At 59.9% G+C, this 14,618-nt stretch carries 18 protein-coding genes and 1 pseudogene; 11 read left to right on the top strand and 8 right to left on the bottom strand.

The window, feature by feature from the left end:
• Positions 1 to 60: 60 nt before the first annotated feature.
• Positions 61 to 489: a BA14K family protein gene (locus tag AC13QE_RS15665; RefSeq protein WP_488484336.1), complete on the top strand. Its 429-nt coding sequence runs from the start codon at positions 61 to 63 to the stop codon at positions 487 to 489.
• Between the two features lie 19 nt (positions 490 to 508).
• Here the strand turns inward: AC13QE_RS15665 and AC13QE_RS15660 are convergent, their stop codons facing one another.
• Complete coding sequence (locus AC13QE_RS15660; protein WP_015338465.1) at positions 509 to 802, bottom strand: Rdx family protein; 294 nt, start codon at positions 800 to 802, stop codon at positions 509 to 511.
• Positions 803 to 1,029: 227 nt separating this feature from the next.
• On the opposite strand from AC13QE_RS15660, the gene AC13QE_RS15655 reads away from it, so the two are divergent.
• A complete protein-coding gene (locus tag AC13QE_RS15655; RefSeq protein WP_488484335.1) occupies positions 1,030 to 1,764 on the top strand; it encodes a type 1 glutamine amidotransferase in 735 nt (244 codons plus the stop codon).
• Between the two features lie 61 nt (positions 1,765 to 1,825).
• Positions 1,826 to 2,281 (top strand): GFA family protein, encoded by a 456-nt coding sequence (locus tag AC13QE_RS15650; protein WP_132715556.1) that lies wholly within the window; start codon positions 1,826 to 1,828, stop codon positions 2,279 to 2,281.
• 23 nt (positions 2,282 to 2,304) lie between these two features.
• Here the strand turns inward: AC13QE_RS15650 and AC13QE_RS15645 are convergent.
• Both AC13QE_RS15645 and lepA read right to left on the bottom strand, forming a co-directional pair.
• Positions 2,305 to 2,415: pseudogene (locus AC13QE_RS15645) on the bottom strand (type II toxin-antitoxin system CcdA family antitoxin); the annotation flags it as partial.
• A gap of 57 nt (positions 2,416 to 2,472) precedes the next feature.
• Positions 2,473 to 4,305: a translation elongation factor 4 gene (gene lepA / locus AC13QE_RS15640; protein ID WP_047628664.1), complete on the bottom strand. Its 1,833-nt coding sequence runs from the start codon at positions 4,303 to 4,305 to the stop codon at positions 2,473 to 2,475.
• Between the two features lie 171 nt (positions 4,306 to 4,476).
• Between lepA and AC13QE_RS15635 the strand changes: the two genes are divergently transcribed.
• Positions 4,477 to 5,049 carry a helix-turn-helix domain-containing protein gene (locus AC13QE_RS15635; RefSeq protein WP_488484334.1) on the top strand — a complete coding sequence of 191 codons (573 nt, stop codon included), beginning with the start codon at positions 4,477 to 4,479 and terminating at the stop codon, positions 5,047 to 5,049.
• Between the two features lie 17 nt (positions 5,050 to 5,066).
• Positions 5,067 to 5,588, top strand: coding sequence for a GNAT family N-acetyltransferase (locus AC13QE_RS15630; protein WP_488484333.1), 522 nt, complete (start codon positions 5,067 to 5,069; stop codon positions 5,586 to 5,588).
• 2 nt (positions 5,589 to 5,590) lie between these two features.
• Here the strand turns inward: AC13QE_RS15630 and AC13QE_RS15625 are convergent, their stop codons facing one another.
• Complete coding sequence (locus AC13QE_RS15625; protein WP_488484332.1) at positions 5,591 to 6,196, bottom strand: HAD-IA family hydrolase; 606 nt, start codon at positions 6,194 to 6,196, stop codon at positions 5,591 to 5,593.
• Positions 6,197 to 6,345: 149 nt separating this feature from the next.
• On the opposite strand from AC13QE_RS15625, the gene AC13QE_RS15620 reads away from it, so the two are divergent.
• Together AC13QE_RS15620 and AC13QE_RS15615 are read left to right on the top strand one after the other, a co-directional pair.
• Positions 6,346 to 7,371, top strand: coding sequence for a histone deacetylase family protein (locus tag AC13QE_RS15620; RefSeq protein WP_488484331.1), 1,026 nt, complete (start codon positions 6,346 to 6,348; stop codon positions 7,369 to 7,371).
• Between the two features lie 98 nt (positions 7,372 to 7,469).
• Positions 7,470 to 8,384 carry an EamA family transporter gene (locus AC13QE_RS15615; RefSeq protein WP_207899576.1) on the top strand — a complete coding sequence of 305 codons (915 nt, stop codon included), beginning with the start codon at positions 7,470 to 7,472 and terminating at the stop codon, positions 8,382 to 8,384.
• 54 nt (positions 8,385 to 8,438) lie between these two features.
• Here the strand turns inward: AC13QE_RS15615 and AC13QE_RS15610 are convergent, their stop codons facing one another.
• On the bottom strand, positions 8,439 to 9,023 hold the full coding sequence (locus AC13QE_RS15610; protein WP_488484330.1) for a TetR/AcrR family transcriptional regulator: 585 nt from the start codon (positions 9,021 to 9,023) through the stop codon (positions 8,439 to 8,441).
• A gap of 140 nt (positions 9,024 to 9,163) precedes the next feature.
• Here AC13QE_RS15610 and AC13QE_RS15605 point away from each other — a divergent pair, with 140 nt between their 5' ends.
• Complete coding sequence (locus AC13QE_RS15605; RefSeq protein WP_488484329.1) at positions 9,164 to 9,721, top strand: DUF308 domain-containing protein; 558 nt, start codon at positions 9,164 to 9,166, stop codon at positions 9,719 to 9,721.
• A 93-nt stretch (positions 9,722 to 9,814) separates the two neighbouring features.
• Here AC13QE_RS15605 and AC13QE_RS15600 read toward each other — a convergent pair whose 3' ends face one another.
• Positions 9,815 to 10,282 carry a group III truncated hemoglobin gene (locus AC13QE_RS15600; protein WP_488484328.1) on the bottom strand — a complete coding sequence of 156 codons (468 nt, stop codon included), beginning with the start codon at positions 10,280 to 10,282 and terminating at the stop codon, positions 9,815 to 9,817.
• A gap of 254 nt (positions 10,283 to 10,536) precedes the next feature.
• Here AC13QE_RS15600 and mbfA point away from each other — a divergent pair, with 254 nt between their 5' ends.
• Positions 10,537 to 11,520: an iron exporter MbfA gene (mbfA, locus tag AC13QE_RS15595; protein ID WP_015338476.1), complete on the top strand. Its 984-nt coding sequence runs from the start codon at positions 10,537 to 10,539 to the stop codon at positions 11,518 to 11,520.
• Between the two features lie 229 nt (positions 11,521 to 11,749).
• A complete protein-coding gene (locus AC13QE_RS15590) occupies positions 11,750 to 11,938 on the top strand; it encodes a hypothetical protein (RefSeq protein ID WP_112399686.1) in 189 nt (62 codons plus the stop codon).
• Positions 11,939 to 12,058: 120 nt separating this feature from the next.
• On the opposite strand, the gene AC13QE_RS15585 is transcribed toward AC13QE_RS15590, so the two are convergent.
• Positions 12,059 to 12,658 (bottom strand): transglutaminase-like cysteine peptidase, encoded by a 600-nt coding sequence (locus AC13QE_RS15585; RefSeq protein WP_488484327.1) that lies wholly within the window; start codon positions 12,656 to 12,658, stop codon positions 12,059 to 12,061.
• Between the two features lie 235 nt (positions 12,659 to 12,893).
• The gene (locus AC13QE_RS15580; RefSeq protein ID WP_488484326.1) at positions 12,894 to 13,703 is read right to left on the bottom strand and encodes an alpha/beta hydrolase; all 810 of its coding nucleotides are present in this window, start codon (positions 13,701 to 13,703) and stop codon (positions 12,894 to 12,896) included.
• 277 nt (positions 13,704 to 13,980) lie between these two features.
• On the opposite strand from AC13QE_RS15580, the gene infC reads away from it, so the two are divergent.
• A complete protein-coding gene (gene infC, locus AC13QE_RS15575; protein WP_184461881.1) occupies positions 13,981 to 14,517 on the top strand; it encodes a translation initiation factor IF-3 in 537 nt (178 codons plus the stop codon).
• Positions 14,518 to 14,618 lie beyond the last annotated feature (101 nt).

Raw genomic sequence — 14,618 nt, 5'->3', positions numbered from 1 at the left:
AGTAAGGTGGAGACGCTGCGGCTGCCCATCGGTTCATGGCGTCCGAAACAGGAACTTGTCATGGCTATTTTTCAAAGGATTGCGCTTGGCTGCGCTCTAACGCTCGCCTCACTGTCGCAGGCGGATTTCGCTGCCGCCGCCTCGGATTCTCGGAAGCTCATCACTCCGCCGCGCACCAACACCGTCATCTGCGATTCTCGTGGCTGCTTTGGTTTCGGACAGCGGCAGTTTTACACCCGGCCCGGCCAGCCGCTTCCCATCACGCCGCCCTATGCCGGAGGCCTCAATCGCTATGACAGCCCGCGCGTTCATATGCTCCCGCGTGAAACCTATGCACCGCCGCCGAGGGCTCTCTATCCTTCGCCCGCCCAGAAACTGAGACAGCATCAAACCTGGTGCGCCGAGCGCTATCGCACCTATAATCCCGGCACCAACAGCTATACGACGATCAATAATGGAACCAAGCCCTGCCGTTCGCTCTTCGACTGATGCCTGAGCAGCAGAAGACTTAGCTTTCCAGCGATCCGCGATCGGTATGGCCGAGATCGCGCTCGGGGTCGATGATATCCCGCACCCGCTGCTTCAGTTCCTTCGGGCCGGGGAAGCCGCCGTCGCGCTTGCGCTCCCACAAGAGCTCGCCGTCGATGCGGATTTCAAAGACGCCGCCGGTACCGGGGATCAGCGCTACTTCGCCAAGACTGTCGGTAAAGGTCTGCAGCAGCTCCTGCGCCATCCAGCCGGAGCGCAGCAGCCAGTTGCATTGGGTACAATAGAGAATGGTGATGCGGGGCTTGTCGCTCATTGTCCTGATCCTTCGTTGTTTGCTGAGATCTAGGCTCAACTTTAATCCGCTGCAAGCCAAAGCAATTCCAGGAAAAGTGCCAGGCGGTTTTCCGTCTGGAATTGCGCCAGGATTAGACGGCCGGAGTCGTTCGGCATTTCCGTGGAATGTTGAAGCGCTCTGGCCACTTGCCTCTGCCGCTGCCTCATGCTCATCTTCGGTGGCAACATTGCTCGGGAATCAACGGTATGCGCGTCGCCATTATCGAGAATATGAAGAACACTCCGCTCGGAGCTCTCGGCATAGCGCTGGAGGAGGCCGGAGCCGAGATCGATTGGTTCCGCCCCTGGAGCGGCGAGGCCCTGCCGAAGGAAACGTCATCCTGGGATGCGCTGGCCGTGCTCGGTGGCGAACAGAGCGCCCGCGACGACGACACCCATCCCTATCTGCCGGAGCTGGCGGGTCTGATGCGCCGTTTCGAGGGTGAGGATAAGGCCGTGCTCGGCATCTGTCTCGGCAGCCAGATCCTGGCGCGCGCCTATGAGGCGGAAAATCTCTTGGGCACCGCCCATGAATTCGGCTGGAAGACGGTCGGACTCACGCAGGAGGGTAAGGCAGACCCGCTGCTGGCCGATGTCGGCGACGAATTCACCATCTTCGAATGGCATGGCGACACCTTTACCTTGCCTGATGGAGCCACGCGCCTTGCCGCCAATGGCGTCACGCCGAATCAGGCCTTCCGCATCGGCCGCGCCACCTATGGCACGCAGTTCCACTTCGAAGCCAATGCCGCCGTAGTGGAGCGCTGGCGCGGCGAATTCAGGGAAATCATCGAGCGCAAGGAGCCCGGCTGGCTCGATCGCTATCCGGAGCTTGTGGCCAGGCATGCGGCATCGGCTGAGACGGCCGGCCTTGCGATCGCGCGCGCATGGGTGCGGACGATTAAGGTGCAAGCGGAGCTTCCGCAGGCGGCGGAAGCTTGAGACGCGCACCCAATAGCCCGCGTCGTGTATCAAAAATCATTGAATGGGAGGAAATGACATCATGAGCACGCTGGAACTACCGAGCGAGGGCGGTTGCCGTTGCGGACAGGTGCGGCTGAAGATCAATGCCAAGCCGCTCCTCACCATGGCTTGCCACTGCACAGGCTGCCAGCGCATGACCGCCGGCCCCTATTCGCTCAGCGCCGCCATCCCCTCGGATGGTTTCGAGGTGACGAAGGGCGAGCCTGTCATCGGCGGCCTGCATGGCGACACCATCCATCACTATTTCTGCCCGCATTGCATGAGCTGGCTGTTCACGAAGCTCGAAGGCGTCGACTGGTTCGTCAATGTCCGCGCCACCATGCTCGATGACGTCAGCTGGTTCACGCCCTTCATGGAGACCTGGACGAGCGAAAAGCTCCCATGGGTGACGACACCGGCCAAGCACAGCTACGCCGCGCTACCGGCGATGGAAGAGTATGAAGGTTTGACGAAGGAATACATGGCGGAGGGTTAAGGCTGAGGTGGTTAAGCCCGCTGTCAGAACTGACAGTATTGCGCAAACGGCAGACCATGTCTTTCGACATAGGCATTTGCCTTTGCAATCGCCTCGGCATTTTCGATTAACCAGAGACGCTCGTGCTCAATCTTGCTGACCCGAGCGGCCTTATCTTCAGTGGGAGGTGAGGTACTGCATCTTCGATGCGCTCACTCATCCCCCATCTTCAGCGCAGCAATAAACGCTTCCTGCGGGATTTCGACCTTGCCGAACTGCCGCATGCGCTTCTTGCCTTCCTTCTGCTTGTCGAGCAGCTTGCGCTTGCGGGTGGCGTCGCCGCCGTAGCACTTGGCGGTCACGTCCTTGCGCAGCGCCTTCACCGTCTCACGCGCAATGATACGCCCGCCGATGGCGGCCTGGATCGGGATCTGGAACATGTGCTGCGGGATCAGGTCCTTCAGCTTCTCGCACATGACGCGGCCGCGCTTTTCGGCAGCGGAGCGGTGCACGAGCATGGAGAGCGCGTCCACCGGCTCGGCATTGACGAGGATCGACATCTTGACGAGGTCGCTCTCGCGATAATCGGTCAGGCTGTAGTCGAAGGAGGCATAGCCCTTGGAGATCGACTTCAGGCGGTCGTAGAAGTCGAAGACGACTTCGTTGAGCGGCAGGTCGTAGGTGATCATGGCGCGGTTGCCGACATAGGTCAGCTCGGTCTGGATGCCGCGGCGGTCCTGGCAGAGCTTCAGGATCGAGCCGAGATAATCGTCCGGCGTCAGGATCGTCGCCTTGATCCAGGGTTCGCGGAATTCCGAAATCTTGACCACGTCGGGCATGTCGGCCGGGTTGTGCAGCTCGATCTCGGTGCCGTCGGTCATGGTGAGCTGGTAGACGACGGAGGGCGCCGTCGCGATCAGGTCGAGGTTGAATTCGCGCTCCAGGCGCTCCTGGATGATTTCCAGGTGCAGCAGGCCGAGGAAACCGCAGCGGAAGCCGAAGCCGAGAGCGGCGGACGATTCCATCTCGAAGGAGAAGCTGGCGTCGTTGAGGCGCAGCTTGCCCATGGCCGAGCGCAGGTCTTCGAAATCGGCGGCATCGACCGGGAAGAGGCCGCAGAACACGACAGGCTGTGCCGGCTTGAAGCCGGGGAGGGCCTCGGCGGTCGGGCGCTTGTCTTCGGTGATGGTATCGCCGACGCGGGTGTCGGCGACTTCCTTGATCGAGGCGGTGATGAAGCCGATCTCGCCGGGGCCGAGGCTGTCGACGGCGACCATCTTCGGCGTGAGGACGCCGACGCGCTCGATCTGGTACTTCGCGTCCGTGCCCATCATGCGGATGGTCTGACCCTTGGTCAGCGTGCCGTCGATGATGCGCACGAGAACCATGACGCCGAGATAGGTGTCGTACCAGCTATCGACCAGCAGCGCCTTCAAGGGTGCCTTTTCGCCGCCCGCGCTCTTCGGCGCCGGCAGCTTGTGGACGATGGCCTCCAGCACGTCGGGGATGCCGAGGCCGGTCTTTGCCGAAATCAGCACGGCGTCCGATGCGTCGATGCCGATCACTTCCTCGATCTGGTCCTTGATGCGGTCGGGTTCGGCCGCCGGAAGGTCGATCTTGTTGAGGACGGTGACGAGCTCGTGATTGTTGTCGATTGCCTGATAGACGTTGGCGAGCGTCTGCGCCTCAACACCCTGAGAGGCGTCGACAACAAGCAGCGAGCCCTCGCAGGCCGACAGCGAGCGCGAGACTTCATAGGCGAAGTCGACGTGTCCGGGCGTGTCGATCAGATTGAGAATATAGGTCTCGCCATTGTTAGCCTTGTAGTGCAGGCGCACGGTCTGGGCCTTGATGGTGATGCCGCGCTCGCGCTCGATCTCCATATTGTCAAGCACCTGCTCCGACATCTCGCGTTCGGCAAGGCCGCCCGTCGTCTGGATCAGGCGATCGGCCAGCGTCGATTTGCCGTGGTCGATATGGGCCACGATCGAGAAGTTGCGGATATGCGAAAGCGGAGTGGTGGAATTGGTGCTCATGCGCGCCATATAGCAGCGCCGCCCCGCGCCGCAAAGCGGAAAAGCGGGGTTTTGGCGGCTATCTTCACGTTATGTTAGCCTTTTCCGTCCCGCCGCCGACACGTGTGGAAGCGCTCTTGATTCCATTATAAGATCGTGTATTTCTCATATAGTGGAATTTCGAGATGAGAGACATAGAGAATGGCGGATGATGATCTGGAAATGGCGATCGGCGCGCGCATCAAGGAGCTGCGCATCGCTCGCGGCCTGACGCTGGATGAGCTTGCCAATGCCTCAGCCGTCAGCCGCGCCATGATCTCGCGCATCGAGCGGGCGGAGGCGAGCCCGACGGCCTCGCTGCTGTCGCGGCTTTGCGCAGCGCTTGGCCTTTCGCTCTCGGCCTTCTTTGCCGAGGAAGACGAGGAGGTGTCGCCGCTTTCCCGCCATGCTCAGCAGGCGATCTGGCGCGACCCTGGAACCGGTTACGTCAGGCGGGCTGTCTCGCCGCCAGGAACCGAATCGAAGGTCGATGTCGTCGAAGTCATCTTCCCTGCCGGCGCGCGCGTTATCTTCCCGCCGAATACTGCAAGCGCCGGCATGACCCAGCATGTCTGGCTGTTCGAGGGCGAGATGGAGGTGACGCATCGCGACGTCGCCCATCACCTCATGCCCGGCGATTGTCTGTTCATGGGCGTCGGCGATGGCCACGCCTTCCACAATCCCGGCGAGGTGCCGGCGCGCTACAGCGTCATCCTCGATCGCGGCCGTTCATAACATCCAAGGACCTTTTTATGTCTGATATTCGTCTTCTCTCCGCCGCCGAGGCTCGTGCCGCCCTGCCGGATCTTTGCGATGTGCTCACCGATTGCGTCAACGGCGGCGCTTCCGTCGGCTTCATGCAGCCTTATGGGGCAGCCGACGCATTGCCGTATTGGCAGGGCGTGGCCGACAGCGTCGAAAATGGGGCGACACTGCTTTTCGCCGCCGTAATTGAGAGCAGGGTGGTCGGAACGGTGCAGGTGGGCGCGGCGCAAATGCCGAACCAGCCGCATCGTGGCGATCTCAAAAAACTGCTGGTGCACAGCTCCGCGCGAGGCAAGGGGCTTGCTCGGCTGTTGATGGAAGCGGCGGAGCGCGAAGCCGCGCGTATCGGCAAGACTTTGCTGGTGCTCGACACGGCGACGGGCAGCGACGCCGAAGCCATCTACCCCCGCCTCGGCTGGGAGCGTGTCGGCGTCATCCCCGATTACGCCTTGTGGCCGCAGGGCGGGTTCTGCGACACGACCATCTTCTATAAGCGGATTTCCGCGTAATTTCAGCGCGAAAAGGCCGCGAGCGCATCTTCCAGCTTCGAGGCCGGCGCCCAATGCATTGCTTTCCAGCCGAATTGCCGGGCGGCTTCGATATTGGCGGGGTAATCGTCGATGAAGGCGATGTCGCCGGGCGCGATGCCGACGCGCTCGGTCGCCAGCCGGAAGAACTCCGGCGCCGGCTTCTGGTAACCCAACATCGCGGAATAGAAAATGCCGTCGAAATAGTCGGAGAGCCTGAGATTCTCCATCAGATAGGCGGCGCGCATATGCTCCTGATTGGTGGCGAGGAACATCCTCGTTCCCCCGGCCCTCAGTGCGGCGAGGTCCTCGAGCAGGCCGTGGTCCAGGCGAGAGTCATTCTCGAACCAGTAGTCGATCAGGGTTCGGGCGCTAACGTGGGGCGCAATCCTCCCGAGAACCTCCGCAAGCCTCGGCTCCAGCGCATCGCGGCCGGTGACGATGTCTGGCCAACAGGTCTTGAAGAATGCCTCTTGCAGCGCCTCAAGCCGCAAGCCCAGATCGCGTTCCAGATAGGTGAACAGCGGCAGTCCGTCACCCGGGCGGCCATGCACCAGCACGCCGTCGACATCAACCATCAGGAGTTTCATGGCGCCGCCTCCAATTCCTCGAACGTGGGCGGAAGGTGCAGTTGTTTGCAGCAGCATTCAAGGCCACATCCCGCTCTTTTTTCCGGGGCGCGATGCATGTAAGCCTTCGTGTCTTCAGCAGAACAATGCCGGCGATGGAGGAGGGGACGATGCGGGTCATCTATTCAGAGGATCACAAGCTCAGGGATGCGAAGACCGAGCTGCATGATGGCCAGCTCGTCACGCCCTTCGAAGCACCCTTCCGCGCCGAATGGATCCTCGCCGCCGTCAAGGAGGCCGGTTTTGCCGATGTGGTTGCGCCCGATGTTCATGGATTGGAGACGGCGCGCAAGGTCCATGATCCCGCTTATCTCGATTTTCTCGGCGTGGTCTGGGAGCGTTGGGTTGCGGCCGGCTACAAGGGCGAAGCGATCGCCAACTCCTTTCCCGTCAGACGCACCAGCCAGCGCGTGCCTGACAATATCGTCGGAATGATCGGCCATTATGCCAATGCCGCAGACACCTCGATCACCAAGGGATCCTATGAGGCGGCGATCGCATCGATGCGTTGTGCGCTGACCGGTGCCGACTGGCTTCACGCCGGCAACCGCTTCGCCTTCGCGCTCTGCCGCCCGCCCGGACATCACGCCGGCATCGACCTCTTTGGCGGCTATTGCTTCATCAACAATGCCGGCGTTACCGCTCAGCGCCTGCGTGATCATGGCGCGGCCAAGGTTGCCGTGCTCGATGTCGATTTCCATCACGGCAACGGCACGCAGGACATATTCTACCGGCGCGGCGATGTTTTCACGGCGTCGCTCCATGGCGATCCCATCCATGCCTTTCCCTATTTCCTCGGTCATGCCGACGAGAAGGGCGAAGGCAATGGGTTGGGCGCCAACCGCAATTACCCCATGCCGCGCGGCACGCCATGGGAAGTCTGGTCGGCGGCACTCGATGATGCGCTCGCCCGCATCAAGCTATTCGGCGCGGAGGCGATCGTGCTGTCGCTTGGTGTCGATACGTTCGAGCGCGATCCGATTTCGTTTTTCAAGCTGACCTCGCAGGATTTCGTCCGCATGGGTGAGCGCATCGCGGCCGCCGGGCTTCCCGTCCTCGTCTGCATGGAGGGCGGTTACGGCGTGCCCGAAATCGGCCTCAACGTTGCAAATGTGCTGAAGGGTCTCGAAGCTTGAGAGAGGCTTGCATCAAACTGCCTGATCGCAGGATGAAAAGTTTGAATTTGCCAGCATAAGTCTGAGCTTCTAAAAAGCCTCGCCTGATGGGAGAGGTTATGGAACAGAAACTTGCCGAGCGTGGCACGGGTGGCGGCGCGGCCTCGATGCCGCATCCGGACGTTGCTTCATCGACCGGTGGCATTGCCGCCGGCGTGCTGATGTGTGTCATGTCGATGTCGTCAATCCAGTTCGGCTCGGCACTGTCCTCCCCCATCATCCATGCCTATGGGCCGGCGGGCGCGACCTGGCTGCGGCTCGTCTTCGCCTCCATCGCGCTGGCAATCATCGTCCGGCCCAAGATCATGAGCTACAGCCGCTCGCAATGGCTCGGCGTGCTGGCGCTTGGCACCGTATCGGCGCTGATGACAACCTCCTTCTTTTCGTCAATCGCGCGCATTCCCTTGGGCCTTGCCGTCGCTATCGAATTTCTCGGGCCGTTGCTGGTCGCGACCCTCGGCTTCGGGCTCAGCCGCCAGCTTCTCTGGCCGATCCTTGCGGCAATCGGCGTTCTGCTGCTGGCCTATGATGGCGAAGAGTGGGTCGGCAATCTTCCCGGCATCCTCTTTGCCATCGGCGCCGGAGCGGGATGGGCCTGCTATATTCTTTTGACGAAGAAGGTCGGCAATGCCTTTCAGGGTCTTGAGGGGCTTTCCATGTCGCTTCTGGTCGCGGCAGTCGTCTCCACGCCCTTCGGCTATGCCTCTGCGGTCCCCAATCTGACGACCTTCGGCCTTCTTGAAATAGCCGGCCTGGCGCTGCTCGTGCCGCTCCTTCCGTATGTGCTGGAAATGGTGGCGCTCAAGCGCATGCCTACATCTTCCTTCGGCATTCTCATGAGCCTCGAGCCCGCCATCGGCGCCGTTGCCGGTTTTGTCATTCTGTCGCAACCGATGACGCCCTCACAGATGTTCGGCACGGCACTGGTCGTGTCTGCCAGTATCGGGGCGACGGTTTTCGCCACGAAAGCTTGAGACTGGTGGGCCTGAGCCGTCTTTGCTTTGAGTTTGGCACCGGCAACTCCCCCGTCAATCAGGGGCTTGAAGCCTGGCGATCTGGGGTGCAACGATTGCGATGAACAGTCCCGGATCGCCGAAAGCTCTCGCCGAGAGCATTGCCCCATGAACCGAGGCCATCAGCATTTGCGCCTCTTCCTCAGGTCGCTTGTCCAGCTGGAAGAGGCCATTCTCGGTTCCATCCTGCAGCACCGACGTAAGCCATCCGGCGAGGCTATGAAAATGACTACGCACCTTACGTGCGACCTCTTCCGGCAGCATCTGCATCTCGCTGGCGAGCATTGCGCAGACACAGAAGGGCAGCGAGGCGTCCCGAATGCATGAGTGCCAGTAGTTCACATAGGCCTGCAGCTGTTCCGCAGGGCTCGAGATCCCTTCGCGCAAAGACTTCAGACCCGCTTCCGTCTGCTGCCTGTAACGGTCCACCAGCACCGAAACCAGTTCGGCCTTTGTCGGAAAGTGATGGTGGATGCTTGCCTTCCGAATGCCGATCGCAGCGGAGATGTCGGCATAGCTGAAGCCATTGTAGCCTCCGGCCACGATAAGAGCCTGGGCGATGTCGAGAATTTTTTCTGAAGTGGAAGCTATTGATTTCATGTCGCTGCCTACCTTTTAGTAGGCTGGTTGTCAAGATTGTCGCACCACTTCTGGCTCTCACGAAACGGTGTTCGAGCGTCGTGTTGACTCGGTGAGTTTATCTTCCTACTAGTAGGTAGACAAATACAAGGAGCCTACCGATGCAAAGCCGCATTTCACCCCAGTCCAACTGGCTGCAATCCTACTATTTTACACGTGCCCTGTTCTCGATCGTCTGGATTTCAGCCGCGATCGTCCTCAGCACGAAACCGCCATCCGTCGCGTTTCTGCTGGTTATCTATCCTGTATGGGATGCCCTCGCCAATTTGGTCGACGCTCGGGTTAACGGCGGCCTGAAGGTCAATCCGTCCCAAACATTGAATGTTGTCGTCAGCATCGTCACGGCGCTCGCCGTTGTCGTAGCCACCTACAATAGCACCTATGCCGTTCTGGCCGTGTTCGGGGCTTGGGCGATCCTCTCGGGCCTGCTGCAACTCTATACCGGCGCAAAACGCTGGCGTACCTATGGCGCTCAATGGGTAATGATCTTGAGTGGTGCGCAGTCGGCGCTTGCTGGCGGTTTTATGCTCAGTCGATCCCTCGGCACGGTCGCGCCGACGATTTTGGATATCGTTCCTTATGCGGCATTCGGAGCCTTCTACTTCCTGCTCTCCGCAATCTGGCTTGCGGTTGCGGCCCATCGCAAAGCACAGGCATAGGCGCTGCCTCATCCTGCGGCAGCGTGTCTGAAATGACCTGCTGCCGTCGATCGCCGGCATCTGCCGCCGAACTCGGCATTTCCATCGTCTGTCTTAAACCGTCTTCTGCGCGGGATCGTCCAGCGCCGGATTATAGAAGAGCGAGAGCGTCAGGCTCTTGGCGATGCGTTCGGCTGTCGCCATGAACCAGGCTTTGGCCTCCGCCGAAGGTGCGATATCGGCAAGCGTTTCGGAGAAAAGCGCCAGCCACTCAGGAAAGAGATCGGCGCTCATTCCTCCGACGCCGAGATGCGCCTGCACCGGTTTGCCGCCATAGGCGCCGTTCTTGAAGGCGACGGAGGACCAGAAGCGTTTCATCTTCTCCATGTGATCCGGCCAGCGTCCGGCAAGGCGTCCCTCGAAGACTGGCCCGAGCCGGCGATGCGCCTGAACGCGTCCATAAAATGTATCGACCAGCCTGTCGATGAAGGCAGCATCGATGCCCATGCGCGCCATTTCCGCCTCGGCTTTCTCGCGAATGCCGGCGAGGTGAGCTGCACGGGCCTGTAGTTCCTGTTCCATAATAGTCTCCTGGCTCGGGCTAGGCGTCGCCGCAAGCCGCATCTGTCTCCATCTATGTAAGCAATTTGCCGGCTAGGCCAAGCGTCATCGGAATGTTGCGGCAATCTGTCAAACCATCTCGCGATTTGCTGATGTTATCGCGATAAACCGTGAATTCTTCGGCGCGCAGCCCACACGGCGACACATCCGCGCTTGACCAGCGCAATCACTGACTTTAGATTTAGAATAATTCTAAAGTCATAAGGTTGCCACCGATGCTGCTCGGCCTGTTTCGCCCGTCCAAACGTCCTTTCACCTCGCTTTCCGAACAGGAGATCCTCGCGATCGCCATTGCGGCGGAAGAGGATGATTCCCGCATCTATCTTGCCTATGCAGATACGCTCCGTCCGCACTATCCCGAGTCCGCCAAGGTTTTCGAGGATATGGCCGAGGTCGAGGACAGCCATCGCAAGACGCTGATCGATATGCATCGCCGCCGCTTCGGCGAGCGTATCCCGCTGATCCGGCGCGAGCATGTGCATGGCTTTTATGAGCGCAAGCCGGATTGGCTGCGCAAGAACCTCTCCCTCGATGCCATGCGCAACGAAGCCGAGGCGATGGAGCAGCAGGCCTATAATTTCTATGTCGAGGCGGCCAAGCAGGTGTCCGATGCCTCGACGCGCCAGCTTCTCGGCGATCTTGCGCTTGCCGAGCAGGGTCACGAAGACGTCGCCCGCATGCTGGGCGAGAAGCATACGCCAGAAGAGGTCAAGCACGAGGAGGATGCACAGGCACGCCGGCAATTCGTGCTGACCTACGTGCAACCGGGTCTCGCCGGGCTGATGGATGGTTCCGTCTCGACGCTCGCACCAATCTTTGCCGCCGCCTTTGCCACGCAGCAGACATGGCAGACCTTTCTTGTCGGCCTGTCGGCATCGGTTGGCGCGGGCATTTCGATGGGTTTCACCGAGGCGGCCCATGACGACGGCAAGATCTCCGGCCGCGGTTCGCCGATCAAGCGCGGCCTTGCCTGCGGCATCATGACGGCGCTTGGCGGCCTCGGGCACGCCTTGCCCTATCTCATTCCGCATTTCTGGACTGCGACGATTACTGCGGCCGTGGTTGTTTTCTTCGAGCTCTGGGCCATCGCCTTCATCCAGAACAAGTATATGGAAACGCCGTTTCTGCGGGCTGCCTTCCAGGTCGTCCTCGGCGGCTCGCTTGTGCTGGGTGCCGGCATTCTGATCGGAAATGGGTGATGCACTCGGCATAGCCGACGAAACGATCCGGTGAATCGTTTCGCGCGTCGAATGCCCTGAGCCCAAGCGAAGGGCCGGCGGTAAGGGGTAGACAATGTTTGTCGCCCTCGGAAGGGGCGAGGACATTCTCAGATCACGAAATGTTAAAAGTCGGAACGCCTTCCACTGCCATCGGTTAGCAATACGAGGCCGCTCTTGGCCTCGTATGCAAACCAAAGGAGATGATCCAATGGCAAACCAAGGTGGAACCCACGAGCAGCATGTGAAGGCTGGCCAACAGAGCCACAAGAACATGGATAACGACAATACGCGGAATGCTTCGTCCAGCGGCTCCCGCGAGCAGCACTCTGGCGGCTCGCGCGGCGGCACCCACGAGCAACACGTTAAGGCAGGCCAGCAGAGCCATAAAAACAGCTGACGTTCGTGGTGATGACCAATTCGCCCTTGCATGAAAGCAAGGCGCGTTTCATACATGATGAAAAAACGAAAGGCCGGTCCGAGGGGCCGGCCTATCTGCGTTGAACAATTTGGCTTTCGCTTACTTGACGGCGCCGACGAGGACGTCGTTGCCGTTCTCGATGGTAACCCAGCGGCCGGCATTGAAGCTCGCTTGGCGCTTCAGATACGAATAGGGGGTCTGGTTCCAGACTTTGATCTCGTCTTCGAGATTGTCGAGGATGAAATCGCCCTGCTTGGTGCGCAGCGTCAGCACCGCATGTCCCTCGCCATCGGGCTTGCGTACGACCGTCATCAGCAGATTGGATGCGGAAATGCCGCTCTGCATCAGCATCCTGCGCTTCAGAAGGGCAAAATCCTCGCAGTCACCGGCGGTTTGCGGATATTCCCAATATTCTTCCTGCCCGTAGACTTCCATGTCCGTCGCCGGATGGATGGTCTTGTTGACGCGCAGGTTGACCTGATTGACCAGCGCCCAGGCGGCGGCATTCATGTCGACAGGGCCGATATTGCGGGTCGGGCCGCACTCGTCGGTATGTCTCTGACAAAAGTCATAATGCCCGATCGGCTGGGAGGTCACGTTGCCGACGGTCATCGAAGCGCCCTGCTGAGGTGCTGGCATCGCCGCCGACGACATCGCAACTATAGCAGCGAAGGCAATCAACAAGCCCTTTATACGCACGCCCACTATCCTTGTATCGTCCCTGCATTTGTTAACAAATTGTTAATGTAGGGGGGTGCGCGAAGTCAATCGTTACTTAAGTGTTAACGCGGGAACCGGCTCATATGGTTAATTTCGGCACAATCAAGGGAGTAGTTGCCACAATCCTCTGCTGCCTGTGATTATGCGGGCGCGGGCATGCGGCGGCGGCCAAAGGAGGCCGCGCGCTAAGAAGCCTGCAGGTATCTACTTGTTTTCACGGCGTATTATGAAGCGCCAACGTCTCGGCCACAGCGAGCATGCGCTCCAGATCCTGCGGTCGCGACAGGCGGTGATCGCCATCGCGCACAAGTGTTAACACCACATCGTCGGCCGGCAGGTGCTCAACCAGCTTTAACGAATGCGAAAAAGGCACGTCAGCATCCTCCATGCCCTGCAATATATGCACGGGGCAGCCGGTCTCGATGATGCCGGTGAGCACGCGATTGGCCCGGCCGTCCTCGATGAGCGCGCGGGTGAAGATATTCGGCTCGGGGCTGTATTCCGAAGGCTCGTCAAAATAGCCGCGCTCTGCCAGTGAGCGCCGCTCGACGTCGGAAAGATTGGGTTCGATGAGGTCGATGGTGAAATCGGGCGCGGGCGCGATCAGCGCGAGGCCTGCAATAGTGGGCGCTTTCTTGCGCTTGCGCAGTTCCTGGATGGCCCTGAGCGCGATCCAGCCGCCCATCGACGAGCCGACGAGAACGATCTTCTTCGGCTTGGTATGGTCGATGACGGCAAGCGCCTCTTCCAGCCAGCGCGAAATCGTGCCGCTGGTAAACTTGCCGCCGGATTGGCCGTGACCGGAATAGTCGAAGCGGATGCAGCCGATACCGAGCCGCGCGGCCAGCGCATCCAGTTCCAGTGCCTTGGTTCCGCTCATATCGGATCGATAGCCGGACAACCAGACGAAGCTGACATTCCTGTCGCCCTTGCCGGCAGCGCGCTGGATGATGGCGATCTGGCGCTCGCTGTCGCCCGTGCCAACGGGCAGGAAGGTCGGTTGGATCGTTGCGGTCTCGGACATGGAAAGCTCCCGGATTTTCTGCCCTATAAAACAGATTCGCGCTCGCGTGACCTGAAAAATCCTCGATCTTTTTGCCGGGGTCACTATATAATTCCCGAAGATACTGTGTCCTTCGCGCATCTCGCGCTTCCGCGACACTCTATTGACACGCGGGAGGTGCTTTTTTCCTGCTGTCATGCTATTGACTTCAACACAGCTTTTACGACATTTCCGTCAGTTGCGCCGACGGGGAGTGAGAGGCTGCAGCTATCCGAAACAATTCGTGGAGAATACGACCATTCGCAGACCCTTTAAAACCGATGCGCCCGTAAAGGACGGGCCACGTTCCAACAGGGAAATTCGCGTTCCCAAAGTTCAGCTCATTACAGCTGACGGCCAGAATTTGGGCGTTGTGCCGATCGACCAGGCATTGAGAATGGCAGAGGAGGCCGGTCTCGATCTGGTGGAAATTTCCCCCAATGCCGAAGCGCCTGTGTGCAAGATCCTCGACCTGGGCAAGCTGAAATATGCCAACCAGAAGAAGGCCGCCGAAGCGCGCAAGAAGCAGAAGATCGTCGAAGTCAAAGAAATCAAGATGCGCCCCAACATCGACACCCATGATTATGAGGTGAAGATGAAGGCGATCGGCCGTTTCTTCGAAGAAGGCGACAAGGTGAAGGTGACCTTGAAGTTCCGTGGCCGCGAAATGGCCCACCAGGAACTCGGTATGAAGCTTCTTCAGCAGGTCAAGGAAGATACGCTCGAGATTGCCAAGGTGGAGGCCGAGCCCAAGCTCGAAGGCCGCCAGATGATGATGGTGCTTGCGCCCAAGTGAGGCGCGAGCGGAGTTAAGAGGTCGGAGCCGTCCCCTGGACGGCTTTTTCCTTTTCTGAAACAGAGTCGATGCCTGTCATCGATCTGCAAAGATTCACGCGT

The organism is Martinezella sp. CNPSo 3957, from assembly GCF_057784395.1.
This window is presented reverse-complemented; position numbering and strand designations above follow the sequence as displayed.